The organism is Actinokineospora baliensis (assembly GCF_016907695.1).
Classification (GTDB): Bacteria; Actinomycetota; Actinomycetes; order Mycobacteriales; family Pseudonocardiaceae; genus Actinokineospora; species Actinokineospora baliensis.
Map to the genome: position 1 here is coordinate 808,963 of NZ_JAFBCK010000001.1, position 24,925 is coordinate 833,887.

The following is a 24,925-nucleotide window of genomic DNA, read 5'->3' on the forward strand; positions in this document are numbered from 1 at the left end:
AATCGCGGAGAAGTGTCATAGCCGGATCCGCCGCCGGGGGCGCAGCCGCCGCACGTTCAGGGGACCCCGCCGTCGCAACCAGTAGAGGACCCCGCCCGCGACCACCCACACGGCCAACACCGCCGTGCTCACCGGCAGGATCGTCAGCGCCGCACCGCGGCCCGCGACCCGCACCAGGTCCGGGTTGCGCAGGTCGTACTCCACCCGCACCACCTGCCCCTCCTCCAGCGCCTCCGGGTAGAGCACGCCCACCGTCGGCAGGTGCTCGGCGCCGTCCGGGGTCTGGAAGCGGACCAGGGTCCTGGTGAACGAGACGCTGACCACCTCGGCGTTGGCGTTGCCGGTGTACTCCTCGATCGCGGCGTCCTCGGTGACCGCGGCCACCACCAGCAGCACGCCGAGCGCGGCGATCAACCCGGCCACGACGATGGCCACCAGCGCCGCGATCGCCCGCTGCCGCTCGGGGCGGGTGAGTTGCTCCTGCACGGGGTGGAGGGTATCCGGGCCGGTCACGGCCGTCAGGCGATCACGGCGGTGACCGAGGCGCGCAGCCTGGCGTGCAGGTCGCGCAGGCCCGCCCGGCTGGTCTGCACCTCGACCACGCGCAGGCCCGGTCCGGCGGCCAGCGCGGCGCGCAGGTCGGCGGAACTGGTGACCAGGGTGTGCGCGACGCCGTGAGCGCGGCACAGGTCGGCCAGGTCGACGCCGTGCGGGGTGCCGAAGACCCGCTCGAAGCTGGCCCTGTGCTCGGCGGCGCCCTGTTCGAGCAGCGAGAAGATGCCGCCGCCGTTGTCGTTGAGCACCACGGCGGTCAGGTCCGGCCTCGCCTCGTCCGGTCCGATCAGCAGGCCGTTCGCGTCGTGCAGGAAGGTCAGGTCGCCCATGAGCGCGTACGTCGGCGCGCCACCGCCGAGCGACACCCCGGCCGCGGTAGACAGGTTGCCGTCGATGCCCGCGACGCCCCGGTTGGCGTGCACGGTGACGTCGGCGCGGTGCGCGGCGATCAGGTCGACGTCGCGGACGGTGTTGGACGAGCCGAGGAACAGCGTCGCGGCGATCGGCAGGCCCGCGACCACCTCCTGGGCCACGTGCAGGCCCGTCGGCCACGGCTCGGCGGCCAGCAGGGTGGTCACCGCGTCCGCGGCGAGGTCCTCGGCGTCCTGCCAGCCCGCCAGCCATGCCTGGTCGTGCCCGGTGACGTGCGCCAGGTCGTCCTGGTCGAGCCAGCCGCGCACGTGCGTCGCGACGAACTGCGGATCGGTCCACTGTGGATGGTCGCCGATGCCGTACACCGGCACCCGGTCCATCAGCCCGCGCACCCCGCGCGAGAGCGTTGGCCGCCCCACCACGACCACCGCGTCCGGGCGCAGCGGATCGGGCAGCGCCCCCGTGCCCAGCAGCAGCGGCCCCCCGCGCACCACGTGCGCGCCGCCCGCGATCGCCGCGGCGGCCCCCACCGGCTCGGCGACCACGGGCCAGCCCGCCTTCGCCGCGACCCCGGCCGCCGAGGTGGCCCTGGCCGGGTCGCCGCTGCCGACGACCATCAGGGTGCGCGCGGGCAGCGGGAAGTCGACCCGGTTGCCCGGCACCGAGCGGGCGGCCGAGGACGTGGTCCAGCGCAGGCCGTCCGGGCGGCCGGTGAGCCGATCGGGCCAGTCGTCGCAGAAGGTCGGGACCAGGGGCTCGCGGAACGGGATGTTCAGCTGCACCGGGCGCCCGGTCTCCGCCCGCGCGACGCCGCGGCAGACCAGGCCGCGCCACACGGGGTTGAGCCCGGCGCGCCGCTCGGCGACCGGGAAGTCGACGGTCACCGCGGCGCTGCCGAAGATGCCGCGCTGGTCGATGGTCTGGTTCGCCCCGGTCCCGTGCAGCTCGGGCGGCCGGTCGGCGGTGATCAGCAGCAGCCCGACCCCCGAGTGGTGCGCCTCCAGCACCGCGGGGTGCAGGTTCGCCACGGCCGTACCGGAGGTGCAGACCACCGCGGCGGGCCGCCCGGACGCCCGGCCGAGCCCCAGCGCGAAGTACCCGGCCGAGCGCTCGTCGACCCGCACGTGCAGGGTCAGCTCACCCCGTTGCGCGGCCTCGAACAGCGCGAACGCCACCGGGGCGTTGCGCGACCCAGGGCACAGCACGACCTGCCGGACATCGTTGCGGACCAACTCGTCGACCACGACGGTGGCCATCGCGGTGGACGGATTCACAGCACCCCACTCCGCACGGTGACTTCCCCCTCGGTTCCCGGACCCGACCCCCGACCCTGCTCCTGGGGCGGCCCAACCGGCAACCGGCCCCCGGCATCTGGGCGAAGATCGGCCGGAACCCGTTGCGCCCGCAAGGGAACTGGGAGCGTACCCAGTCCCGCTGTAGACGCACCGGTGGCGTGATCGGACAGACGGCGCGTCAGGGCTTTCTGGACGGTGGCGGCCGAGCCCCGGGAAGGCGGTGCGCTCATGTGAGGGTCAGGTCCTCGGGGTGGCGGCGGAACAGGACGCGGGCGCGCAGGCTCCAGCGGGCTATGGCGCGGCCCGCGGGCGTTAGGCCGACCCGCCGCGCGGTCCAGTCGGCGTCCACGGCGTCCAACACGCGCAGGCGGCGCAGGAACCAGGCGCCCACCTCGGCGGCCCTGGTGGGGCCGAAGTCGGAGCCGGTGTCGCCGGACCAGCCCTCCTCGGCGAGCACGTAGGCGACTTTCTCGAAGACCCGGCTGGGGGCCATCCGGTCTTCCAGCAGCAGCGCGGCGAACACGACCTCTTGCACCGTGCCCAGCGCGGTGCGCTCGAGGGACACCATGCGCTCGCCGACGGTCATCAGCAGGGAGTCCGAATCGTCGACCAGGGCGGTGCCCGGTTCGGTGAGCCGCAGGCGGCTGCCGTCGCGGGTGGTGAGGCCGAAGTCGGTGGACAACTCGCGCAGCAGCTTCACCGGGGGCCACTGGGACTCGCTGCGACCGGCCGCGGTGACCTCCGCGCAGGTCGGCATCAGGTCGATCAGCTCACCGACCAGCGTGGTGGGCAAGTAGCCGCTGGTGGTCAACCGGGCGCCTTGGCCGCGGCACTGAGCGAGCAGGTACGTCAGCGCGGGCAGTTGGGCACCGTCGCTGTCGGGGGCGCGGCGGACCTCGGGTCTGAGCCGGACCATCAGCTCGCGGCGGGTCTGGCTGCCGTGGCCGAGGGTCCACTCGTCGAGGCGCTCGTCGAGCAGCCGGACGAACCAGGTCTCCTCGCCCTCGTTCTCCGGGCTGGTCAGCAGCCGCATCACCAGCCCGACCCGCATCGCGTCGCCGCCGTCGGCGGGCAGGGTGCCCGCCTCGACGGCCTCCTCCAGCAGCCTGCCCGCGGCGGCGTGCAGCGCCGTCTCGATCGGGCCGCCCTGCTCGGACCAGGTCATCAGCGGGGTGTCCGGCGGCCACACCCCCGACGCGCGCCACGCCGCGGCGACCAGCCGCCGGTAGGACTCCTCGTCCTCGGCCGCGTCGAGGATGGCGTGCGTGGTGGCACCCCGGCAGAGCCCGGCGTAGTCCGCGTGGCCGAGCAGCTCCAGCAGCTCGGCGAACGAGTCGCAGGTCTCGTGCAGGTCTTCGAACGCGCCGTGCCCGCCGGGGCTGCGGTGCGCCTGCGGCAGCGTGCCCCACACCATCTGCTGCACGTCGTAGCGGGTGACCTTGGTCGGGTGCGCCGCTGTGGCGCGCATGACGTGCCACAGCGCGTGCGCGTGCTTCGCCGCGGTGTCGTCCCGCGCGCGAATGACCTCCAGGGCCGAGTCCAGGTCGTGCACGTCCCCAGCTTGACACGGCGACGGGCAACCCCGCGAACGACTGTCCACAGCCGCGCCGGCATCCTCGACCGCGTGGCTGAGCGCGAGGTTTCCGAACTGTTCAACCCGGCGCGGTGGCGCGAGGTCGACGGGTTCGACTTCACCGACATCACCTACCACCGCGCGGTGGACACCGGGGCGGTCCGGATCGCCTTCGACCGCCCGGAGGTGCGCAACGCGTTCCGGCCGCACACCGTCGACGAGCTGTACCGGGCGCTCGACCACGCCAGGATGAGCTCGGACGTCGGGTGCGTGCTGCTGACCGGCAACGGCCCGTCCCCGCGTGACGGCGGATGGGCGTTCTGCTCCGGCGGTGACCAGCGCATCCGCGGCCGCACGGGCTACCAGTACGCGTCGGGCGAGACCGCGGCGACGGTGGACCCCGCGCGCGCGGGCAGGCTGCACATCCTGGAGGTGCAGCGGCTGATCCGGTTCATGCCGAAGGTGGTCATCGCGGTCGTGCCGGGGTGGGCCGCCGGTGGCGGGCACAGCCTGCACGTGACCTGCGACTTGACGCTGGCGAGCCTGGAGCACGCGCGGTTCAAGCAGACTGATGCCGATGTCGGCAGTTTCGACGGCGGTTTCGGGTCGGCGTACCTGGCCAGGCAGGTGGGGCAGAAGTTCGCGCGGGAGATCTTCTTCCTCGGGCGCTCTTACACCGCCGAGGACATGGTGCGGATGGGCGCGGTGAATCAGGCGGTGCCGCACGCCGAGTTGGAAGAGACCGCGCTGCAGTGGGCGCGCGAGATCAATGGCAAGTCGCCGACGGCGCAGCGGATGCTCAAGTTCGCCTTCAACGCCATTGACGACGGTCTTATCGGCCAGCAGGTGTTCGCCGGTGAGACGACCCGCTTGGCCTACATGACCGATGAAGCCGTCGAGGGTAGGGACTCCTTCCTCGAGAAGCGGGATCCTGACTGGTCCCGCTTCCCGTACTACTACTGAGACTTCAAGAACTGTTCGTGATCCGCGACGACCTTGCTATAGAGGGCCTGTTTGCGGCTCTTGTCCACATCGGACAACGGTAGGTGGAAGACGTCTGCCAGCGTGGCGAAGTACTCGGCTTCGCTGGCGATGTCCCGCTCGAATCCGCTGTCCACCCCGTGGTGGACGAGCCGCAGCCCGCGCAGGGTCGTCGCGCTGTCTCCGTCGCGGCGACACAAGGCTGCCACCCGGACGAACCCGGACTCGGGGCTGGTGGACTGCTCGTGGTGCTTGGCGGTGAAGTCTTCGACCGTCGCCTCGTAAGGCGCGAAATCCATGCCGGGGCACCGCGCCCACTTGTCGTGGTCAAACCGCCATCCACCGGGCACGACATCTGAGGGTCGTAGTGTGAAATCCATCGGCGCCTGGCTGTAGTCGCCTTCGCTAAGAGGCAGCGGCGCGTGCAAGGCGTCACCCATGCCGGTGTCGACGAGCCAGGTGCCCGAGGGTGAATCTTCGCTCGGCAGACCGTGCACCTCGATGGTGAGGTGGTTCGCGTTGGCGCCTACGGGCCCGTCGACCTGGGGCCCTTGTACTCCGCCGACTCGCCAATGGACGTCGAACCCGAGCCAGTCGAGCAAGCACGCCAAAGCGCCGTTCAGGTGGTAGCAGTACCCACCACGTCCCGCGACGATGTAGCGCACGGCGTCGAGAGGCTCGACTGTGCGCTCCTCGCCCAAGGCGATCCACACGACCTCGTAAGGCACCAGGGCTGTCTGCGCTTGGTGCAGCGCGATGAGCGTGTCCAACGTCGGCTCGGGAGGCGTAGTCCAGCCCAACCGGCGTAGGTAGCCGTCACGCAGCCCTACGTCCAGCGGTCTGCGCCAGAGCCGTTCCTCGCGGCGCGGGTCGGTCACATCGAGGAGATCAGACAAGGTTGAGCTGCCAAGAGACGCCGAACCGGTCGTTGACCCACCCGAACTTGGTGCTGAACCCGTAGTTGCCCAATGGCATCAGCGGTTGCCCGCCTTCGGACAGGGACGCGTAAAGGCGGTCGATCTCGGCCTCGGAGTCGCAGGTGACGTAGAGCGACATCGACGGGGTGAAGGTGAAGTCGTGCACGGGCGCGCTGTCGATGGCCCGGATGACCTGCCCACCCGCGTAGAAGCTGGCCAGGTGCACCGTCCCCTCGGCCTCGGGGCCACCAGGGCCGTCGGGTCCCGCGTGCTTGAGGTCCAGCACCTCGCCGTCGTCGAACAGCGAGACGTAGAACGTGATGGCCGCTTCGGCCTGCTTGCCCTGGAACATCAGGAAGGGCGTCACCTTCGGTTGCGCTGTGGACACAGTCGGCCACTCCTCTCGTCGACGTTGGTGTCGAGAGTAGGCACAAGTACCGACGGAACTGGGAGGATGGCCGCGTGCACCCTGTCGACCTCGATGGCACTGCGGCGGCGGTTCAGGCTCTAGCACGTGCCTTGCGCCCCCACTTGGACGGCGACACAGGGCCAGCAGTGGTGCCGTTGGGCCCTGGAGAGGCGCTAGACGTTCTTCGTCCCGAACTGCCGGTAGAGGCGGATACGGCGTTGATCGTGCGGACCTCGGGCTCCACAGGTTCAGCCAAAGGTGTGCTGCTGTCCGCAGCGGCGCTAAGAGCCTCCGCAACGGCGACCCATGCTCGGCTCGGCGGACCGGGCACGTGGCTCTTGACCATGCCCGCCCACCACATCGCGGGCGTGCAAGTTGTCGTGCGGTCCCTCCTGGTCGGTACCGCGTTGGCGGTCCTACCGGCAGGCGGTTTCCAAGGGCGGCGTTTCGTCGAGGCAGCCTCTGATGTGTTGATGGCCGAAGGACCGCGCTACACGGCTCTAGTCCCCACGCAGCTGACCCGGCTGCTGGCTGAAGGCGGAGACGCCTTGGCGGCAGTGCGCTCTTTCGACGCTGTGCTGGTCGGTGGCGCAGCGACAAGCCCGAGCACTCTTAGGCAAGCGCGCGAAGCGGGCATCAACGCCGTCACCACCTACGGCATGTCTGAAACCGCAGGCGGGTGTGTGTACGACGGTTCCCCACTCGATGGGACACGAGTGCGCCTAGTGGACGACGTGATCCACCTCAGCGGTCCGTCGCTCGCGCACGGCTACCGCCTCGACCCCGACAACCCGGCTTTCACCGACGGCTGGTTCCACACATCGGACCTGGGGCGCCTGGTCGACGGCCGGCTACAGGTGCTCGGCCGCACAGACGACCTCATCAACACCGGCGGCAAGAAGGTGGCCCCCACGGCGGTGGAGCGGGTGCTGACCGCGCAGCCGGGCGTGGTGGAAGCGTGCGTAGTGGGCCTGCCAGACCCTGAATGGGGTGAACGGGTCGCCGCCGCGATCGTCTCCAGCGGCGGGGTGGACACCGAGGAGCTGACGAGCGCCGTCAAGCGGGAACTCGGCCCGCACGCGGCCCCGAAGCAGATCCACATTGTCCCCGAGCTCCCGCTGCGCGGCCCCGGGAAGGTGGACCGCGCGGCGGTCGCCCGGCTCTTGTCGGCGGCGCGAATCTCGGTGGAGCAGAGCCCTGAGCACGGGTAACGTCCCCGGACTGTGGACCTCGTCATCACCTCCCTCGCACAACGACCCGACCTCGACGCGGTGCTCGACGACTTCCCGAACTCCTGGCCGGTGTTCATGCAGAAGGACCCCATGAGCGGGGTCTACTACGGGGTCTCGAGCCTGCACTACCCCGAGCACGTGCTGGTCGCCTACGACCGCGACCACCCGGAGCGGTTGGTCGCCAAGGCGCACAGCGTGCCGTTCCGGTGGACCGAGGAAGTGCTGCCTCCCGGCGGGTGGGACCGGGTGATCCAGCGCGCCTCGGTCGGCCACGCCAACGGCGAGGAACCGAACCTGGTGTCCGCGCTGGAGATCAACGTCCAGACCGACATGCGCGGCACCGGGCTCTCCGCCGTCATGCTCGGCGCCATGCGCGACAACACGCGCGCCCTGGGGTTCGACACGTTGGTGGCGCCCGTGCGCCCCAACGGCAAACCCGAGCACCCGGAGGTCCCGCTGGGCCAGTACGCGGGGTGGACCAGGGAGGACGGCCTCCCGGTCGACCCGTGGCTGCGGGTGCACGTCCGCGCGGGCGGGGTCATCGAGGCCATCGCCGTGCGGTCGATGACGATCACCGGGACGCTGGCGGAGTGGCGGTCGTGGACGGGGTTGCCGTTCGAGCGGTCCGGCGAGGTGCTGGTGCCGGGTGCGCTGGTCCCGGTGCACTGCGACGTTGACCACGACTACGCGGTGTACGTGGAGCCCAACGTGTGGGTGCGCCACAAGACGTGACGAGTCACTCACCGCCCGGCAAGCCCCGATCAGTGAAGATGGACCGATGGCGACAGTCGCGGAGTGGATCGAGGGTGCGCGCGTGCGCACACTGCCGAACTCGGTGGCCCCGGTCCTGGTCGGCTCAGGGGCCGCCGCCGCAGTAGGCACTTTCTCGTTGATCCGCGCGGCGTTGGCGCTCTTGGTGTCTTTGGCGTTGCAGGTCGGGGTGAACTACGCCAACGACTACTCGGACGGGGTAAGAGGCACCGACAGCGAGCGGGTCGGCCCGTTGCGATTGGTTGGCTCTGGAGTCGCCGCGCCGGGCACCGTGAAGGCTGCCGCGTTCTCTTGCTTCGCGCTGGGCGCTATCGCCGGTCTCGTGTTGGTGTCCATGTCGGGCCATTGGTGGTTGCTGGCGGTGGGTGCCGCGAGCATCGCGGGCGCGTGGTTCTACACCGGTGGCGAGAAACCCTACGGCTACTCGGGTTTGGGCGAGGTCGCCGTCTTCCTCTTCTTCGGTCTCATCGCCGTGTTGGGCACCGAGTACGTGCAGGCGGACCGGGTGAGCTGGTTCGGCGCCGCGGGCGCTGCGGCGATGGGGTCCTTCTCGGCGGCGGTACTGGTCGCGAACAACCTGCGCGACGTCCCCACAGACCGGGTAGCCGGTAAGAACACCCTCGCGGTGCGGCTGGGCGAGCCGCGCACCCGCGTGCTCTACCAGGTTCTCGTGGCCATCCCGTTCATCGTGACCGTGGCCGCAGCGTTCACGGCGCCTATAGCGCTCGTGGGCCTCGTTGCCGCTGCCTTTGTCGTGCCTTCTGTTCGCGTTGTCGCGCGGGGGGAGACAGGCATGAAGCTGATCCCCGTGTTGAAGCAGACCGGGCTAGCGATGTTGAGCTGGGCCATTGTCACGGCGACCGCGGTCGGGCTCTCTTAGCCGTTCCACTCGCCAGTCGCGAAGAACGTCTCCAGCACCTCGTCGTAAGGGGCGAGATCAATGCCCTGCGCGGTGAGCCAAGCGTCGTCGTAGTAGGTGTGCGAGTACCTTTCCCCGCCATCGCACAGGAGCGTGACGACGCTCCCGGTCACGCCCGCCGCCTTGAGCTCGGCGAGGATCTCGAACGCACCCCACAGGTTCGTCCCGGTGGACCCGCCGACCCGGCGGCCCAGCACCCGCTCCACCCGCCGGATCACCGCGACCGACGCGGCGTCCGGGACCTTGATCATGCGGTCGACCACCTGGCCGAGGAACGACGGTTCCACCCTCGGCCGCCCGATCCCCTCGATCCGCGACCCCCGGCAGCCGGTCAGCCCCGGCACCGCGTCCCGCCAGGCCTCGAAGAACACCGAGTTCTCCGGGTCGACCACGGCCAGCCGGGTGCTCAGCTTGCGGTAGCGGACGTAGCGGCCGATCGTCGCGCTGGTGCCGCCGGTCCCGGCGCCCACCACGATCCACGCGGGCTCGGCGTGCGGCTCCAGCGCCATCTGCTCGAACACCGACTCGGCGATGTTGTTGTTGCCGCGCCAGTCGGTGGCCCGCTCGGCGTGGGTGAACTGGTCCATGAAGTGCCCGCCGAGTTCGGCGGCCAGCCGGTTGGACTCGGTGTAGATCTGGCCCGGCTCGTCGACGAAGTGACATCGGCCACCCTGCCGCTCGATCAGGTGCACCTTCTCCGGGCTGGTCGTGCGCGGCATCACGGCGATGAACGGCAGGCCGAGCATGCGGGCGAAGTACGCCTCGGACACGGCGGTCGACCCCGAGGACGCCTCGATCACCGGGGTGCCCTCGACGATCCAGCCGTTGCACAACGCGTACAGGAACAGCGACCGGGCCAACCGGTGCTTGAGCGAACCAGTGGGATGGGTTGACTCGTCCTTGAGGTAGAGCCGCACGCCCCACTGCTCGGGCAGCGGGTACGGCAGCAGGTGGGTGTCGGCGCTGCGGTTGGCGTCGGCCTCGATCAGCCGCACCGCCTCGCACACCCACGCCCGGGTCTTGTCGCTGCACCTGTCCACCGCGGTCATGTACCAACATTAGCGCCTAGCAGCGGTTTTCCCAGCGCCCCAACGAGTGGCGGAGGCGTAGCGCAGAGTTAGGCGCCGTCGCGCAGCTGCGCACGAAGGCGCGCGCGCTCGGCGTTGCGACCCGCGTGGCGGGCGGCGAGCCCGGCGGTGACGCGCGTGTTGAGGCCGCGGAAGAGCAGGAGCCCGAGCGGGAAGCCGACGACGACGCCGACGGCCACCGCGACCAGCAGCGGGATGTCGAACAACACCAGCAGAGCCGCCACCGCCGCGACCAGGAGCACGCGCACGGCGGTGTAGAGGGCCAGGTCACGACCCAGGTTGCTGTCGGGCTTGTCCACGCCCCGAGGCTACCCCTCGGTCTCCTCGACGGTGTTCGGCCTGCCCTCGAAGCGGGTGGACAGCACCACCGTCGACCGGGTGCGGGCCACGCCCTTGATCCGCCGCAGCCTGCTCAGCGCGCGCTCCAGGTCGTCGACCGTGGCCACCCTGACCTTGACCACGAACGCCTCGTCACCGGCCACCCGGTAGCAGCTCTCGACCTCCACCAGCTCCGCGAGCGCGTCGGCGACCTCCTCGTCGTCGGCGGTATCGGTCGGGTGAATTCCCACGAGGGCGGTGACCCCGAGACCGACCGCGCGCGGGTCGACCTGCGCGTGGTAGCCGGTGATCACGCCGGACGACTCCAGCTTGGCCACCCGCTCGTGCACGGCCGAGGCGGAGAGCCCGACCTGTCGTCCCAGGTCGGCGTAGGTGACCCGGCCGTTGGTGCGCAGCGCGGCGATGATGCGGCGATCAACTGTGTCCACGGGGCGCAAGCGTACGGCGTGCGCACCCGGTGTCCGAACCGGTCGATTTGTCCCTTACTACCTCTTTACCATCAGCCAACCGTTCGAGTACCCAATGGTCGAAGTGCCACGATGCTCCTGGTTTACCCCGATCGACGGGTCCCCCCGATCGACTGAGCCAAGGAGACGGCGATGACTGTGGCGCACGTCGGAGAACGGCTGCTGACCCCGGGAGAGGTCGCCACGCTGTTCCGAGTCGACCCCAAGACGGTGACCAGGTGGGCGACCGCGGGTCGCATCGGCTCGATCCGCACCCCCGGTGGTCACCGGCGGTTCCGCGAGTCCGAGGTCAAGACCCTGCTGGCGGAGCTCACCACCGAGGCCTCCGAGCAGACCGGCTGACCGAGCAGCGCGCGGTGGGCCCGCCAACCCGCGGGCCCACCCCCGGCCCTTCCCCGCCAGGTTGCCCCCGGCGGGGCCCACGACCCGACAAAACCGGCTAACCTCGAACACCTGACCCGTTCGAAAGGTGGCCCCGCATGCTGTACCTGCTCGCCGCGGTCGGCGCTATCACCGTCGGCGTGCTGCTGTGGCGGGCCTTCGGGGCGCGCCCGGCCGAGGTGGCCCCCCGGCCGGGTCGGGTGGTCGCACCCGACGACGACCCGGAGTTCCTGCGCGGGCTCGACAAGTTCCGCAAGTCCGACGGCGAGGACCAGCCCCCGGCCTGAGCCTCAGGCCATCCGGGGGCGGGGCCCGCTGGCGAAGTCGTCGGCCACGGTCGCGGCCAGCTCCAGCAGCGCCAGCCGGGTTTCCGGCGCCAGCCGCTCCAACTCGATCTCCGCGCCCTCTTCCAGGTGCGGGTCGAACGGGATCCGGCAGACCGCCCTGCACCGGGCGCCGAAGTGCTGCGCCAGCTTGTCCAGGTCGACCGAACCGGACTTGGGCCGCACCGAGTTGATCACCGCGACCGACCGGGCGACCAGCGTCCGGTAGCCGTGCGCGTCCAACCAGTCCAGCGTCGCCGACGCGCTGCGGGCACCGTCGACCGAGCCGGACGACACGATCACCAGCGAATCGGCCAGGTCCAGCACGCCCTTCATCGCCGAGTGCATCAGACCGGTGCCGCAGTCGGTGAGCACGATGTTGTAGAAGTGCTCCAACAGCGCCACCGTGCGCCGGTAGTCGTCCTCGCTGAACGCCTCCGACACCGCCGGGTCCTGCTCGCTGGCCAACACCTCCAGCCGCGACGGCCCCTGCGAGGTGTACGCCCGGATGTCGCTGTAGCGGCGGATCCGGCCCGCGTCGCGCAGCAGGTGCCGCACCGTGGCCGTGGTCTCCAGCGGGATCTTCTGGCTCAGCGTGCCCCGGTCGGGGTTGGCGTCGACCGCGATCACCCGGTCACCGCGCAGCGACGAGAACGTCGAACCGAGCGTGGTGGTGGTCGTCGTCTTGCCCACCCCGCCCTTGAGGCTGAGCATCGCGATCTTGTAGCAGCCGCGCAGCGGCTGGTTCACCCGGCCGATGAGCTCGCGCCTGCGCACCTCCGCCGGGCTCTCCCCGACGTTGACGAGCCTGCCGGTGGCCACGTAGACCGCCCGGCGCCACCCGGATTGCGGCGCCCGCTTGGTCTGCTTGAGCAACCGCGCCGAGGACAGCTCCTCACCGTGCCCCGGCTGCGGGTCGCTGTAGTAGCCCTGGCCGACCTGGTGCGGGCCGGTGATGGCCGCGTTCTGCGCGTACGGGTTCTGCGGGCCGGGCGGCGGCTGCCCCGGACCGGGGAAGTGCTGCATGGGCGGCGGGAACTGCTGCATCGGCTGCGGCGGGCGCTGCTGCTGGACCGGCGGCCGCGGCGGCTGCGGGGGCTGGTGCTGCACCGGCGGCTGCTGGTGGACCGGCGCCTGCTGGACGGGCGGCTGCACCACCGGCGGCGGCTGCACGGGTGGCTGCGGCGCGGTCTGGTGGGCCGGGTTCGGGTGGCCGGGGTTGGCCACGATCTGGGTCTCGTTGGGGTTGGGCTGGGTCGGGATGGCCTGCGGCTGCTGGGCGGGGCCGCGCTGGGTCATCGGCTGCGTGCCCGCCTGCTGGGGGTCATGACCGGCGTTCGGCGGCGCGTAGAGCGCGGCTTGGTCGGCGGGCTCCGGCTGCGCGGCCGGGTCCGGCCCGGCCAGGTGCGCCTCGGCGAGCTCGGGATCCGGGCCGAAGTCTGGCGTCCCGGTGTCGGTTCCCCCGGTCACCACCGGCGGCCGCCACGCCGCCTCGGACTCGTCATGGCGTCCAGTCACCCCTGAGACCCCTCCCGCGAACCTCGACCCTGTGGGGGCGACGGTAGTCGCTCACCGCGCCACCCACCGAAGGGGGTAACGCGGTGTGCACAAGCAACCGCAGGTGGGAGGGGGTCAGGCAGCCGGGGTGGGCGGGCGGGGGTCAGGCATACGAGTGGAGACCGGCGATGACCAGGTTGATGAAGAACAGGTTGAACACGACCAGCGCGAAGGCGACCGAGTTGATCACAGCGGCCCTGGTGCCGCGCCAGCCCGCCGTCGCCCGCGAGTGCAGGTACCCGGCGTAGACGACCCAGGCGACGAACGCGACGGTCTCCTTGGGATCCCAGCCCCAGAACCGGCCCCAGGCCGCCTCGGCCCAGATGGCGCCGCAGATGATGCCGAAGGTGTAGATCGGGAAGGCGAAGATCGTGGTGCGGTAGGCGAGCCGGTCGAGGGACGCGGCCTCCGGCAGCTTCGGGCCGATCCGCGTGAAGCGGGTGGGGTCCGCGTCGTGCCGGACCTTGACCAGGTACAGCAGGCTGAACACCCCGGGCACCAGGAACAGGCCGCTGGACAGGATGGCCGCGGAGACGTGGATGACCAGCCAGTACGACTGCAGCGCGGGCATCACCGGTCCGGCGGCGGTGTAGAGCGCGGTGCCGCCGAGGAACATCAGGATGACGACCGGGGTGAGCACGAACGCGCCGAGCCTGCGCACGTCGAACTTGCGCAGCAGCACCAGCCAGGTGACCACGGCGACCAGCATCGTGGCGGCGCCGTACTCGTACATGTTGCCCCAGGGGGCGCGGCCGGTGGCGATCCCGCGCAGCACGATCGAGCTCAGGTGCAGCAGGGCGCCGAGCACGGTCAGCGCGACGGCCATCCGGCCGAACCGCTCGGGCTTGCCGACCGAGGTGGGTTCCTCGATGCGGCCGATGGCGGGGGCGGCCGGGGCGCCCGCGCCGACCAGTTCGCGGGCCCGCTCGGACTTCTTCGCCTTGCGCGTGAAGGCCTGCTCGGTGGTATAGAACACCATCGCGAACACGTAGACCAGGGCGGCGGCGCGGTAGAGCCAGTCGCTGTAGGTGGCCAGCGTCTCGTTGACCGGCATCCTTAGGTATCCCTCCTGGGAAGCAGCTGGGCTGCAAGCCTGTGGAACTCCTCGCCATAACCCGCCTGGTCGGTTCGCGCGAGGCCGCCGACGCGCACCACCGTACTTCCCGACTCCCCGGGGGTCGCGCGAACCCACAGCCTGCGCCTTCGCACGGTCAGCGACACCCCGAGCCCGAGGATCATCGCGACCGCGGCCACCAGCACCCACACCTGCGTCGGGTCGTGCGAGATCTGCAGCGACACCCACGGCACAACGCCGTCGAAGCTGACCTTCGTGCCGTCGTCGAGGGTGATCGCCTCACCGACCTTCAGGTTCTGCCGCGCGACCCTGGTGAGCCTGCCGCTGTCCACCAGGGACTGGTCGATCTGGAAGATGGACTGGCCGCGGCCGGAGTCGATGCCCAGGTCACCGCGCATGACGTCGACGGCGACCGCCGGGTCCGACAGCTGCGGGTGGCTGGAGGTGAGGATCTTGTCCTCGATCAGCGCGGTGGGGGCGAACAGGCCGGTCACCGCGATCTGCCGCGTGCGCCGCTCGGTCGCGTCGGTCACCCCTGGCGGGTCGAACTTGGTGGCGCCCTCCGACAGCAGGGTCAGGTTGTCCACCGGCCGCCACTGGATGGTCTGGGTGCGCCGCTGCCCGTCGGGGAAGGTGACGGTGAAGGTCGGGGCGTAGCCGTGGCCGAGCAGGTAGACGCGGTCGCCGACGACCCGCAGCGGGTCGTTGACGCGCAGGTCGTAGGGCCGCCAGGTGTCGGTCTCCAGGTCGTCGCCCGCCTGGTAGTCGACCTTGGCGGCGAACTGCTCGGCCTGGCCGTTGGGCAGGTAGGTGGCGTCGAAGCCGTTGACCCGCACGCAGAACGGGTTGAGGTCGGTGCCGTCGACCCGCAGTCCTGGCCGGAACGAGTCGTAGCCCAGGGTGCCGGAGTTGCAGAACTGGGAACCGTTGGCCAGCACGATGACCTGGCCCTCGTAGTTGGCCATCTTGCCGATCGCCAGCGCCACGATCAGCGCCAGCATGGCGAAGTGGAACACCAGGTTGCCCGCCTCGCGCAGGTAGCCGCGCTCGGCGCTGATGCTGCGCGCGCCGTCGTCTTCCTCGCGCTCGACCAGCCGCCAGCCCTTGAGCCGCGCCTTCGCGTCCGCCATGACCTGCTCCGGCGTCGCGGTCACGTCGGCGGTCTCGTGGTGCGGCAAGCGGGTCAGGTTGCGCGGGGTCAGGACTGGCTTGGCGCGCAGTGCTTTCGCGTACTCGACTGTGCGCGGGACGAGGCAGCCTACGAGGGAGATGAACAGCAGCAGGTAGATCGCGGAGAACCAGACGCTGGCATAGACGTCAAAGAACTGCAGCCGGTCCAGGAAGGTGCCCCACCAGCCGTGCGCCTCTATGTAGTCCAGCGCGCGCGGCAGGTTGAGCGACCGCTGCGGCAGAAGTGCCCCGGGCATCGCGGCGAGGGCCAACAGGAACAACAGGATCAGGGCCGTGCGCATCGACGTCAGGCCACGCCACGTGTTGCGCACGAACGCGCGAGCCCGGTTCACAGCGGCAACTCGAAGTCGGTCACGAGCGTGTTGCGCAGCCACGACACGACGTCCGCCCAAAGCCCGGTGACCAACAGGATCCCGACACCGAGCAGCAGCGCGCCCCCGAAGAGTTGGATGCCGCGCGTGTGCGCGCGCAGCCACGCCGTGGCCCGCACCGCCCACCGCGCCCCCAGCGCGATCACCAGGAACGGGATGCCGAGCCCCAGGCAGTAGACGACCACCAGCAGGTACCCGCGGACCGCGCTGCCCCCGGTCGAGGCGGCGATGCTCATGACCCCGGACAACGTGGGGCTCAGGCAGGGTGTCCACCCCAGCGCGAAGATCCCGCCGAGCACCGGCGCCCCGGCCAACCCGAACCTCGGCGTCTTGTGGATGCGGATGTCCTTCTGCAGCCCCGGGATCAGCCCGATGAAGACCAGCGCCATCGCGATCGTGACGACCCCGCCCACCCGCTGCAGGACGTCCTCGTTGATCAGCAACGCGTCCGCGAGCCACACCACGCTGCCCACGGTCGCGGCGAACACGACCGTGAAGCCCAGCACGAAGAGCCCCACCGCGCCGACGACCCGGAACCGGCCGCGCTTGCGCTCCTCCTGATCGCTCACCGCGGGCGCCTCGGCCCCCACGAGCGCCGCGAGGTAGGCGAGGTAACCCGGTACCAGGGGCACCACGCACGGTGACGCGAACGACAGGAACCCGGCCAGCAGCGACAGCCCGGCCGCCAGCAAGAGCGGCCCGGAAACGGCAACCTGCGTCGGGTCCACCCGATCAGCGTAGGGAAGCACCCCGCACGGCTGACCGGGGGTGGTCTCTGGGCAGGACCGGGGTCACATCCCCGGGACCGACAGGCCCCGCGTGCTTCCTTTGCGCGGCCCGCAGTGGGGCAGAGGGGGTTGGGGACGGTTCGGGACGCCGCTGGGGACGTGGCGAGCGACTCGTAACACGGGGATGGGCTGGGGCTACTTAACTCCCGTGACCGAGCCGATAGCCGATCCGGACCCGGACAGCAGCCCCGGCAGACCCGCCTCCGTGAGCCTCGCGGTGTGGGGGGCGGTCGTCAGCGCGGCGATGACCGGGGGGTTGTTGGTGTCCGGGGACCGACCACCGGGGTACCTGGGGGTCGGGGCGGCGCTGTCGGCGCTGGCCGCCGTGGTGCTGGCCTGGCCGGTGCGCGCGGGTCGGCCGTGGGCGCGGCTGGGGATGATGTTCACCGCGCTGGTCGGGGCGCTCGGCGCACCCGCGGCGGCCAACGCGCACGCGTCGTCACCGGTGGCGTTCCTGCTGTTCATGGCGATCGTCGGGATCTGGGTCACGGTGGTCACCCTGCTGCTGCGGGTCGACTCGCGGGCGTACTTCGGCGCGCTGCCCTTCGGTGGCTCGTGACCGGTCGCGACGTGAGAGGCTGATCGGGTGAGCACACCGCAGACCTCCGAGCCAGAGGCCGTCGGCCTGGGCTGGCCGGCGCCAACCGAGTCCGGCGGGCTCAACCAGCCGCGGCGCGGGTGGGTCGCCGCCGGTGAGCTCGTGCTGGTGGGGCTGCTGGTGTGGGCCTGCCTGTGGTGCTACGACCGGGGCACGGTGCCGCTGAGCCGGGTCGCCGAGCGGCCGGAACTGGACTTCCAGCACTACGCGGGCAACTGGATCGGCCTCGCCATCGCCGCGGCCACCGCGGCCGCGGTGCTGCTGCTCGACGCCGGTCGGCAGCTGGTGCTGGCGGTGCGCACCCGGGCGTGAGCGCGGCCACCCCGCCGAGTTTGCGAGACTGGTCGGGTGACACCTGAGGTGCAGGCACACGTGCGTGGCTCGGCGGCGTTGTTCGACCGGGCGAAGGCGGTCATCCCGGGCGGGGTCAACTCCCCGGTGCGGGCCTTCAACTCCGTCGGCGGCACACCGCGGTTCATGGTCAGCGGGCTCGGCGCCTACCTGTGGGACGCCGACGACAACCGCTACGTCGACCTGGTGGCGTCCTGGGGGCCGATGATCCTCGGGCACGCGCACCCGGCGGTGGTCGAGGCGGTCCGCTCGGCGGCGACCACCGGGTTGTCCTTCGGCACCCCGACGGCCGGGGAGATCGACCTGGCCGAGGAGATCGTCCGGCGGGTCGAGCCGGTCAGCCGGGTGCGGCTGGTCAACTCCGGCACCGAGGCCACCATGAGCGCGATCCGGTTGGCCCGCGGCTTCACCGGCCGCAAGCGGATCATCAAGTTCGCGGGCTGCTACCACGGCCACGTGGACGCGCTGCTGGCCGAGGCGGGCTCCGGGGTCGCCACGCTCGGCCTGCCCACCACGCCGGGGGTCACCGGGGCGCAGGCCGAGGACACCCTGGTGCTGCCCTACAACGACCTCGACGCGGTGCGCGCCGCCTTCGCCGAGCACGGCCCGTCGATCGCCGCGGTGATCACCGAGGCCGCCGCGGGCAACATGGGCGCGATCGCGCCGGTCGGCGGGTTCAACGCCGGGCTGCGCGAGATCACCGCGGAGCACGGCGCGCTGCTGATCATGGACGAGGTGATGACCGGCTTCCGCGTCTCGGCGTCGGGCTGGTTCGGCGTCGACGGGGTGGCAGGCGACCTGTACACCTTCGGCAAGGTCATGTCCGGCGGGCTGCCCGCCGCGGCCTTCGGCGGTCGCGCCGACATCATGGACCACCTGGCCCCCGCCGGTCCGGTCTACCAGGCGGGCACCCTCTCCGGTAACCCGGTCGCGGTCGCCGCGGGCCTGGCGACGCTGCGCGCGGCCGACGAGTCGGTGTACCGGGCGCTCGACGACAACGCCGCCCGGCTCGGTTCGCTGCTCGGCGGGGCGCTGTCGGCGGCGGGGGTGGCGCACCGGGTGCAGACCGCGGGCAACCTGCTCAGCGTCTTCTTCACCGAGGACCTGGTCACCGACTACGCCGCCGCGAAGGCCGCGCAGACCTGGCGGTTCCCGGCGTTCTTCCACGCGCTGCTCGACCACGGCGTCTACCCGCCGCCCAGCGCGTTCGAGGCGTGGTTCGTCAGCGCCGCGCTCGACGACGCCGCGTTCGAGCAGATCGCCGCCGCACTGCCCAAGGCCGCCGCCGCGGCGGCCGCCGCGAAGGAGCCCGCGTGACCCAGACCATCGTCCACGTGCTGCGCCACGGCGAGGTCCACAACCCCACCGGCATCCTCTACGGCAGGCTCCCCGGCTTCCACCTGTCCGACACCGGCAAGCGCCAGGCCCTCACCGTGGCCGAGCACCTCGCCGACCACGACATCGTGCACGTCGTCGCCTCGCCCCTGCAGCGCGCGCAGGAGACCGCGACGCCCATCGCCGCGTCGCACCGGTTGGAGTTGGCCACCGACGAGCGGCTGATCGAGTCGGCGAACGTCTTCGAGGGCAAGAAGGTCTCGGTCGGCGACGGCGCGCTGCGCTCGCCCGCGAACTGGCCGCACCTGCGCAACCCGTTCACCCCGTCCTGGGGGGAGCCGTACCTGGAGATCGCGCACCGGATGCTCGCCGCCGCGCACCGCGCCCGGGCGGCCGCGGTCGGGCACGAGGCGGTGTGCGTGTCGCACCAGTTGCCGGTGTGGACGCTGCGGCGCTACCTCGAGGGCAAGCGGCTGTGGCACGACCCGCGCAAGCGCCAGTGCTCCCTGGCTTCCCTGACCAGCCTCGTGTTCGACGACGAGCGGCTGGTCGGCATCCGCTACTCGGAGCCCGCGGGCAGCAGCGACCCGAAGAACACGGGCGCCTGATGCGGCCGCTGCTCGGTCTCCTCGGTGTGGCACTGCTCCTGGTGTCCGGCTGCTCCTCGGACAAGAACGCGGTGGCCAGCGGCACCGACTTCGTCTTCGTCTCCCCCGGCGGCAAGACCGACATCACCTACGACGGCGCCGACCGCAAGCTCCTGCCGGACATCACCGGACCGTCCCTGATGGACGAGTCGCGGATCTCGGTGTCGTCCTACCGGGGCAAGGTGGTCGTGCTCAACGTCTGGGGCCAGTGGTGCGGCCCGTGCCGCGCGGAGGCGCCGCAACTGCAGCAGGTGCAGGACAAGTACGCCGACGAGGTCCAGGTGGTCGGCGTCGACGTGCGGGACAACCAGAAGGACGCCGCGCAGGACTTCATCCGGGACCGGGGGCTGACCTACCCGTCGATCTACGACCCGCCCGGCAAGTCGCTGATCGTGCTGAAGGGGTACCCGCGCGCGGTGGTGCCCGCGACCTTCGTGATCGATAAGCAGGGCCGGGTGGCAGCGGCTTTCATGCGGGACCTGTTGGCGGAGGATTTGGTACCCGTGATCGATCGGCTCATCGCTGAAAGCTGATTTCGGCTCGGAAAACCGGTGAGCGGCGGCCGAATGGCCGCCGCTCTCGGGTTTCACGAAGTGGGGACTGGCACTACCGGGTGCGCGTCGTCTCGAAGTAGGCCTTCGAATCGGCGGTGAACATGAAATAGATCGCCGTGCCCACCAGGAGCACCTGGATCACGCCGACGACCAGGTTCGCCGGGGAATTGCCCTCGCTGACCAGGCCGAGCACGTTGACGATCAGGCCGATCGTGCCGAGGACGGCCAGGGTCATCCGGGCCCAGTTGCGGCCCGCGCGCATCTTGAACGCGAACAGCAGGTACAGCCCGAAGGACAGGGCCGCGATGACCCCGGCGAACACCAGACCGGCGGTCACGACGGTGTCGATCTCGCTGGCCGTGGCCGCCTTGCCCTGGCTGCGCAGCGCCGTCGCGGCGTTCTCGCGCAGCGCGTCGGTGCCGATCGCCACGGTGACGATGAAACCGATGACGCCCAGGATCGCGCTGACGACCCAGAGCTGGAAGGAGGTGGTCACGGACTTGGGCCTGACCGCCGCGGGCAGCTGTTCGTTGATCGGCGGCGCGGCGGGCATGGGCTGGTAGGGCTGGTTGGGATCGGGTCCACTTGTCGTCATGGGGAGAAGCTATTGCTTCCTGAGAGTCCGTGCACGCCTGTACCGGGGGTTGTTGCCGTGCTGTTCACCGGGGTGGACCAGCGGCGAGGTCACACGACCGGGGTTTCCGGCCGGAAGTAGGGCCTGGCCTGCTTGCTGTAGAGGCAGACGAGCGTGGTGATGAGCAGCGCGATGTGCAGCAGGAGGACGAACCCGCCGCCGTCGCCCGCGATGAGCTGGTAGACCCGTTCGGCGAGGTGGAGTCCGGCGAAGACGGTGATGACCACCCTGGCCCAGTTGTGGCCCGCGCGGACCGGGAAGCTGAGACCGGCGTAGACGATCCCGGGCAGCAGGGCGAGCAGCAGCGTCACGGTGAACGCCACCGTCGCGCCGAGGCTGATGTCGGTCGACGACGCCTCTTCGCCGTCGAGCGCGGCTTCGACCACGGGCTCGAACCCGGCCGGGCCGATGGCGATGACGATGACCGACAGGGCCAGGTTGAACACGGCGAGCGCGATCAGCAGCCGGAACGCGGTCTGGACCAGCGGCGGCCGTTCGGTCGGCCATTCCTGGTGCGGCAGCAGTTGGCGGACCGGTGGCGCGGCGGGCATCGGCTGCCACGTCTTGTCCGGATCGGGTTCGGGGTCGTTCGAGGTCATTGTGCGGAAATTAGAGCATTTCCCGATCGCGCGCATCCCGGTTGTGCGCAACCTCCGAAATGTTATTCGGCCACCAATCGCCGCACCGCATCGGCAAGCGCCACCGGATCGGCCGCCCACGCGAGAACAACCGTTCCGTCGTCGAGTTCCAGCGGTACTTCGGTGGTTTTCTTCGGCACCGTCCACCCACCGCCGAGCGGTCGGGCACCGGCCGGTGCGCCGACCCCGGTGACCGATTTGATCCTGGCCACCGGCAGCGATTCACGGCCCTGGTGCAGCGCCGCCGGGGTCAGCGCGACCCGGCAGATCTTGCGGCGGGCGCTGACCCACCCGGCGGCCATCGCGAACAGGGCCAGGCCGACCATCGCCCAGGCGAACCCGTGCACCCGCCCGCTGGCCGCCTCGACCCCGGCGCCCGCGGCGGCGAACAGCGGCCCCCACAGCACCGGCCACCACGTCGAGCCCGGTTCGGCGTAGAGGACCGGGCCCTCGTCGGGGTCAACCACGGCCGACGGGGAAGAACCGCCTGGCGCCCCTGGTGTAGAGCAGGCCGACGGCCACGACGATCACCAGCGCGCTGCCGAGGCCGTAGATGGTGACCCGGCCGACGGAGTACTGGAACAGCGCGGCGAACACCGCGAGCACCAGCAGCAGCGTCCGCGCCTTGCGGACGCCCCGGCGCGCTTGGTAGGCCAGCAGCAGGAAGAAGCCGAGGAACATGATCGAGCCGAGCAGCAGCCACCAGGACACCCCGACGGCGGTCTGCGCCACCTCGGCCGCGGTCTGGGTGGCCCGGCCCGCAGCGCGCGCCCGCTCGTACTCCCGCACCGCCCAGTCCTCGCGCAGGGTGAAGAACAGCGCCGCGCCCACCACGCCGAGGGTCCCGGCGAGCACCCACAGCCAGAACGAGACCCGGACCGCGATGGGCGGGTCGGTGCGGACCTCCGCCTCGTCGGCGGTGGGCATGACCGGGGGTTCCTCGGGCACCGTCACCGCGCGAACATACCGGTCAGCTCTGGTCGAGCCAGCCCGCGGCCTCGGTGGCCCAGTAGCTCAGGATCACGTCGGCCCCGGCGCGGCGGATCGCGAGCAGCGATTCCAGCACCGTGCGGCGCCGGTCGAGCCAGCCGTTGGCCGCGGCGGCCTCGACCATCGCGTACTCGCCGGACACCTGGTAGGCGGCGACCGGGACGTCGGCCATGTCCCGCACCGCGCGGATCACGTCCAGGTAGGCCAGCGCGGGCTTGACCATGACCAGGTCCGCGCCCTCGTTGAGGTCGAGCGCGGCCTCCCGCAGCGCCTCGCGGACGTTGGCCGGGTCCTGCTGGTAGCTCATCCGGTCGCCGGTGAGCTGGGACTCCACGGCGTCGCGGAACGGGCCGAAGAAGGCGGAGGCGAACTTCACCGAGTACGCGAGGATGCCGGTGTCGATGTGCCCCGCCGAGTCGAGGGCCTCGCGGATCACCCCGACCTGGCCGTCCATCATGCCGCTGGGACCGACGTACTGGGCGCCCGCGTCGGCCTGCGCCAGCGCCATGTCCGCGTAGAGGGCGAGGGTGGCGTCGTTGTCCACGGCGCCGTTGGCGTCCAGGACGCCGCAGTGGCCGTGGTCGGTGAACTCGTCCAGGCACAGGTCCGACATCAGCACGGTGTCGTCACCGAGCTCGGCCCGCAGGTCGCGCAGCGACACGTTGAGGACGCCGTCCGGGTCGATCCCGCCGGACCCGGTGGCGTCCCTGGTCGTCGGCACGCCGAAGAGCATGATCCCGCCGACCCCGGCCTGCACCGCCTCGACGGCCGCCTTGCGCAGCGTGTCCCGCGTGTGCTGGACGACGCCGGGCATGCTCGCGATCGGGATGGGCTCGGTGGCGCCCTCCTTCACGAACATCGGCAGCACCAACTGCCTCGGGCGCACCTCGGTCTCGCTGACCAGGCGCCGCAGGGCTGGCGTGCGGCGGAGTCGGCGCGGGCGGTGGTTCGGGAACATCCGGGTGGCCTTTCGAAAGCCGGTGTGAAAACAGGCAGGCGGTGTGCTGGTGCACACCGCCTGCTCGAAGTCCTATCGCCGTGCGCGCTTGGTTTTGCGCGGTGGGGGCAGTGCCCCTTCCGCGCGCAACCGGGCCGCGTGCTCGGCGAGCGCGTCCACCAGGGCGGGGACCGTCGCGTGCTCGGGTTGGACGTCGACCCGCAGGCCGAACTCCCGCGCCGTCTCGGCCGTCTTCGGGCCGATGCAGGCGACCAGGGTCCGCGCGTGCGGCTTGCCCGCGATGCCGACCAGGTTGCGCACGGTGGACGACGAGGTGAAGCACACCGCGTCGAACCCGCCGGTCTTGATCATCTCGCGGGTCTCGGCAGGCGGCGGCGCCGCCCGCACGGTCCGGTACGCGGTCACGTCGTCGATCTCCCAGCCGCGGTCGCGCAGACCGGCGGCGAGGGTCTCGGTGGCGATGTCCGCGCGCGGCAGCAGCACCCGCTCGACCGGGTCGAGGATGTCGTCGTAGGGCGGGAAGTCCGCCAGCAGGCCCTCGCTGGACTGCTCGCCGGAGGGCACCAGTTCGGGGTTGATGCCGAACGAGCGCACCTTCGCCGCGGTCGACTCGCCGACGCAGGCGATCTTCACGCCGGAGAACGCGCGCGCGTCGAGGCCGAACTCGGCGAACTTCTCCCAGACCGCGCGGACCGCGTTGGTCGAGGTGAAGATGACCCACTGGTAGCGGCCGTCGACCAGGCCCTTGACCGAGCGCTCCATCTGCGCCGGGCTGCGCGGCGGCTCGACCGAGATGGTCGGCACCTCGCTGGGGATCGCGCCGTGCAGGTGCAGCCGCTCGCTCATCTCGCCTGCCTGGTCCTTGGTGCGCGGCACCAGGACCCGCCAGCCGTAGAGCGCCCGCGACTCCCACCAGGACAGCTTCGAGCGCGCCGCCACCGCCTGGCCGACGGTGACCACCAGGTGCCCGGAGATCTCCCCGGCATCGGCGGCCAGCGAGGCCAGCGTGGTGTCGATGGTGCGCTGGCTGGTGTTGGTGCCGTCCGCGGTCACCGCGACCGGGGTCTGCGGCGCCAGGCCGTGCTCGACCAGCGAGGACGCGGCCTCGGCGAGGTGGCTGGCGCTGGCGTGCAGCACCAGCGGCCCCGGCACGCCTGCCAGGGCGGCCCAGTCGATGTCGCCGCGGACGTCGACCTCGGTGTGCGTGGAGCCGAGCGCGATCCCCGCGTAGGCGGGCACCGCGGTCGCCGCGGACACGCCGGGGATCACGTCGAACACCGCGCTGGTGCGGGCCACGGCCTGAGCCTCGGCCACCACCGCGGAGTGGGTCAGCGGGTCACCGGCGACGAGGCGGACCACGACCCGGCCCGCCTTGGCCTCGCCTGCCAGGTCTTTGGCCACGTCGGCCGGTTCGCCGACGGCTGGCCGGACCTCGGCGCCCGGCCTGGCGAGCGCGAGCACGCCAGAGGGGACGTCGGGGTCGGTCACCACGAGCTCCGCGCGTTCGAGCAGCTCTTTCGCGCGGACGGTGAGCAGTCCCGCGTCGCCGGGGCCGGAGCCGACGAAGGCGACGCGTCCGGGGGACTTTCGTGCACGGGTGGTCATGTCAGGCCACT

At 71.3% G+C, this 24,925-nt stretch carries 29 protein-coding genes; 11 read left to right on the top strand and 18 right to left on the bottom strand.

Features of this window, described 5'->3' with window-relative positions; translation table 11 throughout:
* Positions 1-15: 15 nt before the first annotated feature.
* The 3 genes from JOD54_RS03490 to JOD54_RS03500 all read right to left on the bottom strand — a co-directional run bounded on the left by JOD54_RS03490 (position 16) and on the right by JOD54_RS03500 (position 3,774).
* Positions 16-486, bottom strand: coding sequence for a DUF3592 domain-containing protein (locus JOD54_RS03490; protein WP_204449145.1), 471 nt, complete (start codon positions 484-486; stop codon positions 16-18).
* A gap of 32 nt (positions 487-518) precedes the next feature.
* Entirely contained in the window at positions 519-2,201 is a 1,683-nt protein-coding gene (gene menD / locus JOD54_RS03495) for a 2-succinyl-5-enolpyruvyl-6-hydroxy-3-cyclohexene-1-carboxylic-acid synthase (protein ID WP_204449146.1), read from the bottom strand.
* A 247-nt stretch (positions 2,202-2,448) separates the two neighbouring features.
* On the bottom strand, positions 2,449-3,774 hold the full coding sequence (locus JOD54_RS03500) for a hypothetical protein (RefSeq protein ID WP_204449147.1): 1,326 nt from the start codon (positions 3,772-3,774) through the stop codon (positions 2,449-2,451).
* Positions 3,775-3,846: 72 nt separating this feature from the next.
* Between JOD54_RS03500 and JOD54_RS03505 the strand changes: the two genes are divergently transcribed.
* Positions 3,847-4,758: a 1,4-dihydroxy-2-naphthoyl-CoA synthase gene (locus tag JOD54_RS03505; protein WP_204449148.1), complete on the top strand. Its 912-nt coding sequence runs from the start codon at positions 3,847-3,849 to the stop codon at positions 4,756-4,758.
* Here the strand turns inward: JOD54_RS03505 and JOD54_RS03510 are convergent.
* Together JOD54_RS03510 and JOD54_RS03515 are read right to left on the bottom strand one after the other, a co-directional pair.
* The gene (locus JOD54_RS03510) at positions 4,752-5,672 is read right to left on the bottom strand and encodes an arylamine N-acetyltransferase family protein (protein ID WP_204449149.1); all 921 of its coding nucleotides are present in this window, start codon (positions 5,670-5,672) and stop codon (positions 4,752-4,754) included. The two genes, JOD54_RS03505 and JOD54_RS03510, sit on opposite strands and share 7 nt — an antisense overlap.
* Positions 5,665-6,081 carry a VOC family protein gene (locus tag JOD54_RS03515; protein ID WP_204449150.1) on the bottom strand — a complete coding sequence of 139 codons (417 nt, stop codon included), beginning with the start codon at positions 6,079-6,081 and terminating at the stop codon, positions 5,665-5,667. Before JOD54_RS03515 ends, JOD54_RS03510 begins: the two co-directional genes overlap by 8 nt.
* Before the next feature lie 74 nt (positions 6,082-6,155).
* On the opposite strand from JOD54_RS03515, the gene menE reads away from it, so the two are divergent.
* The 3 genes from menE to JOD54_RS03530 are packed head-to-tail and all read left to right on the top strand — an operon-like array spanning position 6,156 to position 8,985.
* Positions 6,156-7,313, top strand: a complete 1,158-nt coding sequence (menE, locus tag JOD54_RS03520; protein ID WP_204449151.1) for an o-succinylbenzoate--CoA ligase — start codon at positions 6,156-6,158, stop codon at positions 7,311-7,313.
* A 12-nt stretch (positions 7,314-7,325) separates the two neighbouring features.
* Complete coding sequence (locus JOD54_RS03525; protein ID WP_204449152.1) at positions 7,326-8,066, top strand: N-acetyltransferase; 741 nt, start codon at positions 7,326-7,328, stop codon at positions 8,064-8,066.
* Positions 8,067-8,112: 46 nt separating this feature from the next.
* Positions 8,113-8,985, top strand: a complete 873-nt coding sequence (locus JOD54_RS03530) for a 1,4-dihydroxy-2-naphthoate polyprenyltransferase (protein WP_204449153.1) — start codon at positions 8,113-8,115, stop codon at positions 8,983-8,985.
* On the opposite strand, the gene cds1 is transcribed toward JOD54_RS03530, so the two are convergent.
* The 3 genes from cds1 to JOD54_RS03545 form a co-directional block, all read right to left on the bottom strand.
* Positions 8,982-10,073, bottom strand: a complete 1,092-nt coding sequence (gene cds1 / locus JOD54_RS03535; RefSeq protein WP_204449154.1) for an L-cysteine desulfhydrase Cds1 — start codon at positions 10,071-10,073, stop codon at positions 8,982-8,984. The two genes, JOD54_RS03530 and cds1, sit on opposite strands and share 4 nt — an antisense overlap.
* A 68-nt stretch (positions 10,074-10,141) precedes the next feature.
* Entirely contained in the window at positions 10,142-10,411 is a 270-nt protein-coding gene (locus tag JOD54_RS03540; protein WP_204449155.1) for a DUF4229 domain-containing protein, read from the bottom strand.
* A gap of 9 nt (positions 10,412-10,420) precedes the next feature.
* Positions 10,421-10,879: an Lrp/AsnC family transcriptional regulator gene (locus tag JOD54_RS03545; RefSeq protein ID WP_204449156.1), complete on the bottom strand. Its 459-nt coding sequence runs from the start codon at positions 10,877-10,879 to the stop codon at positions 10,421-10,423.
* A 171-nt stretch (positions 10,880-11,050) separates the two neighbouring features.
* Between JOD54_RS03545 and JOD54_RS03550 the strand changes: the two genes are divergently transcribed.
* Positions 11,051-11,260, top strand: coding sequence for a BldC family transcriptional regulator (locus tag JOD54_RS03550; RefSeq protein ID WP_204449157.1), 210 nt, complete (start codon positions 11,051-11,053; stop codon positions 11,258-11,260).
* A 137-nt stretch (positions 11,261-11,397) separates the two neighbouring features.
* Positions 11,398-11,586 carry a hypothetical protein gene (locus JOD54_RS03555; protein ID WP_204449158.1) on the top strand — a complete coding sequence of 63 codons (189 nt, stop codon included), beginning with the start codon at positions 11,398-11,400 and terminating at the stop codon, positions 11,584-11,586.
* Between the two features lie 3 nt (positions 11,587-11,589).
* On the opposite strand, the gene JOD54_RS03560 is transcribed toward JOD54_RS03555, so the two are convergent.
* The 4 genes from JOD54_RS03560 to JOD54_RS03575 form a co-directional block, all read right to left on the bottom strand.
* The gene (locus tag JOD54_RS03560; RefSeq protein ID WP_239573786.1) at positions 11,590-12,921 is read right to left on the bottom strand and encodes a MinD/ParA family ATP-binding protein; all 1,332 of its coding nucleotides are present in this window, start codon (positions 12,919-12,921) and stop codon (positions 11,590-11,592) included.
* Between the two features lie 361 nt (positions 12,922-13,282).
* The gene (ccsB, locus tag JOD54_RS03565; protein ID WP_204449160.1) at positions 13,283-14,233 is read right to left on the bottom strand and encodes a c-type cytochrome biogenesis protein CcsB; all 951 of its coding nucleotides are present in this window, start codon (positions 14,231-14,233) and stop codon (positions 13,283-13,285) included.
* Between the two features lie 2 nt (positions 14,234-14,235).
* Complete coding sequence (resB, locus tag JOD54_RS03570; protein ID WP_204456056.1) at positions 14,236-15,726, bottom strand: cytochrome c biogenesis protein ResB; 1,491 nt, start codon at positions 15,724-15,726, stop codon at positions 14,236-14,238.
* Between the two features lie 47 nt (positions 15,727-15,773).
* Positions 15,774-16,544, bottom strand: a complete 771-nt coding sequence (locus tag JOD54_RS03575) for a cytochrome c biogenesis CcdA family protein (RefSeq protein WP_204449161.1) — start codon at positions 16,542-16,544, stop codon at positions 15,774-15,776.
* Between the two features lie 208 nt (positions 16,545-16,752).
* On the opposite strand from JOD54_RS03575, the gene JOD54_RS03580 reads away from it, so the two are divergent.
* From JOD54_RS03580 to JOD54_RS03600, 5 genes are read left to right on the top strand one after another with little or no spacing between them, the layout of a single operon-like run.
* Positions 16,753-17,163, top strand: coding sequence for a hypothetical protein (locus JOD54_RS03580; RefSeq protein ID WP_204449162.1), 411 nt, complete (start codon positions 16,753-16,755; stop codon positions 17,161-17,163).
* Between the two features lie 27 nt (positions 17,164-17,190).
* On the top strand, positions 17,191-17,514 hold the full coding sequence (locus JOD54_RS03585; protein ID WP_307859815.1) for a hypothetical protein: 324 nt from the start codon (positions 17,191-17,193) through the stop codon (positions 17,512-17,514).
* A 36-nt stretch (positions 17,515-17,550) separates the two neighbouring features.
* Positions 17,551-18,870 carry a glutamate-1-semialdehyde 2,1-aminomutase gene (gene hemL / locus JOD54_RS03590; RefSeq protein WP_307859816.1) on the top strand — a complete coding sequence of 440 codons (1,320 nt, stop codon included), beginning with the start codon at positions 17,551-17,553 and terminating at the stop codon, positions 18,868-18,870.
* Positions 18,867-19,496, top strand: coding sequence for a histidine phosphatase family protein (locus tag JOD54_RS03595; protein WP_204449163.1), 630 nt, complete (start codon positions 18,867-18,869; stop codon positions 19,494-19,496). The genes hemL and JOD54_RS03595 overlap by 4 nt, the downstream gene beginning before the upstream one ends.
* Positions 19,496-20,068 carry a TlpA family protein disulfide reductase gene (locus JOD54_RS03600; RefSeq protein ID WP_204449164.1) on the top strand — a complete coding sequence of 191 codons (573 nt, stop codon included), beginning with the start codon at positions 19,496-19,498 and terminating at the stop codon, positions 20,066-20,068. The genes JOD54_RS03595 and JOD54_RS03600 overlap by 1 nt, the downstream gene beginning before the upstream one ends.
* A 73-nt stretch (positions 20,069-20,141) precedes the next feature.
* Here JOD54_RS03600 and JOD54_RS03605 read toward each other — a convergent pair whose 3' ends face one another.
* From JOD54_RS03605 to JOD54_RS03630, 6 genes are all read right to left on the bottom strand, one after another.
* Positions 20,142-20,684, bottom strand: coding sequence for a hypothetical protein (locus tag JOD54_RS03605; RefSeq protein WP_204449165.1), 543 nt, complete (start codon positions 20,682-20,684; stop codon positions 20,142-20,144).
* A gap of 89 nt (positions 20,685-20,773) precedes the next feature.
* Positions 20,774-21,322: a hypothetical protein gene (locus JOD54_RS03610; protein WP_204449166.1), complete on the bottom strand. Its 549-nt coding sequence runs from the start codon at positions 21,320-21,322 to the stop codon at positions 20,774-20,776.
* A 62-nt stretch (positions 21,323-21,384) separates the two neighbouring features.
* Positions 21,385-21,828: a transport-regulating membrane protein Mce1N gene (mce1N, locus tag JOD54_RS03615; protein ID WP_204449167.1), complete on the bottom strand. Its 444-nt coding sequence runs from the start codon at positions 21,826-21,828 to the stop codon at positions 21,385-21,387.
* The gene (locus JOD54_RS03620; RefSeq protein WP_204449168.1) at positions 21,821-22,315 is read right to left on the bottom strand and encodes a hypothetical protein; all 495 of its coding nucleotides are present in this window, start codon (positions 22,313-22,315) and stop codon (positions 21,821-21,823) included. The genes mce1N and JOD54_RS03620 overlap by 8 nt, the downstream gene beginning before the upstream one ends.
* A 16-nt stretch (positions 22,316-22,331) precedes the next feature.
* On the bottom strand, positions 22,332-23,309 hold the full coding sequence (gene hemB / locus JOD54_RS03625) for a porphobilinogen synthase (protein WP_204449169.1): 978 nt from the start codon (positions 23,307-23,309) through the stop codon (positions 22,332-22,334).
* A 72-nt stretch (positions 23,310-23,381) separates the two neighbouring features.
* Complete coding sequence (locus JOD54_RS03630; RefSeq protein WP_204449170.1) at positions 23,382-24,914, bottom strand: bifunctional uroporphyrinogen-III C-methyltransferase/uroporphyrinogen-III synthase; 1,533 nt, start codon at positions 24,912-24,914, stop codon at positions 23,382-23,384.
* Positions 24,915-24,925 lie beyond the last annotated feature (11 nt).

Bases quoted from the DNA above. Each gene is read 5' to 3' on its own strand.
- JOD54_RS03610 (WP_204449166.1), bottom strand. From the start codon at position 21,322: ATGACCTCGAACGACCCCGAACCCGATCCGGACAAGACGTGGCAGCCG.
- ccsB (WP_204449160.1), bottom strand. From the start codon at position 14,233: ATGCCGGTCAACGAGACGCTGGCCACCTACAGCGACTGGCTCTACCGC.
- resB (WP_204456056.1), bottom strand. From the start codon at position 15,726: ATGCGCACGGCCCTGATCCTGTTGTTCCTGTTGGCCCTCGCCGCGATG.
- cds1 (WP_204449154.1), bottom strand. From the start codon at position 10,073: ATGACCGCGGTGGACAGGTGCAGCGACAAGACCCGGGCGTGGGTGTGC.
- JOD54_RS03550 (WP_204449157.1), top strand. From the start codon at position 11,051: ATGACTGTGGCGCACGTCGGAGAACGGCTGCTGACCCCGGGAGAGGTC.
- hemB (WP_204449169.1), bottom strand. From the start codon at position 23,309: ATGTTCCCGAACCACCGCCCGCGCCGACTCCGCCGCACGCCAGCCCTG.
- JOD54_RS03600 (WP_204449164.1), top strand. From the start codon at position 19,496: ATGCGGCCGCTGCTCGGTCTCCTCGGTGTGGCACTGCTCCTGGTGTCC.
- JOD54_RS03605 (WP_204449165.1), bottom strand. From the start codon at position 20,684: ATGACGACAAGTGGACCCGATCCCAACCAGCCCTACCAGCCCATGCCC.
- JOD54_RS03630 (WP_204449170.1), bottom strand. From the start codon at position 24,914: ATGACCACCCGTGCACGAAAGTCCCCCGGACGCGTCGCCTTCGTCGGC.
- JOD54_RS03560 (WP_239573786.1), bottom strand. From the start codon at position 12,921: ATGACCCAGCGCGGCCCCGCCCAGCAGCCGCAGGCCATCCCGACCCAG.
- JOD54_RS03555 (WP_204449158.1), top strand. From the start codon at position 11,398: ATGCTGTACCTGCTCGCCGCGGTCGGCGCTATCACCGTCGGCGTGCTG.
- JOD54_RS03530 (WP_204449153.1), top strand. From the start codon at position 8,113: ATGGCGACAGTCGCGGAGTGGATCGAGGGTGCGCGCGTGCGCACACTG.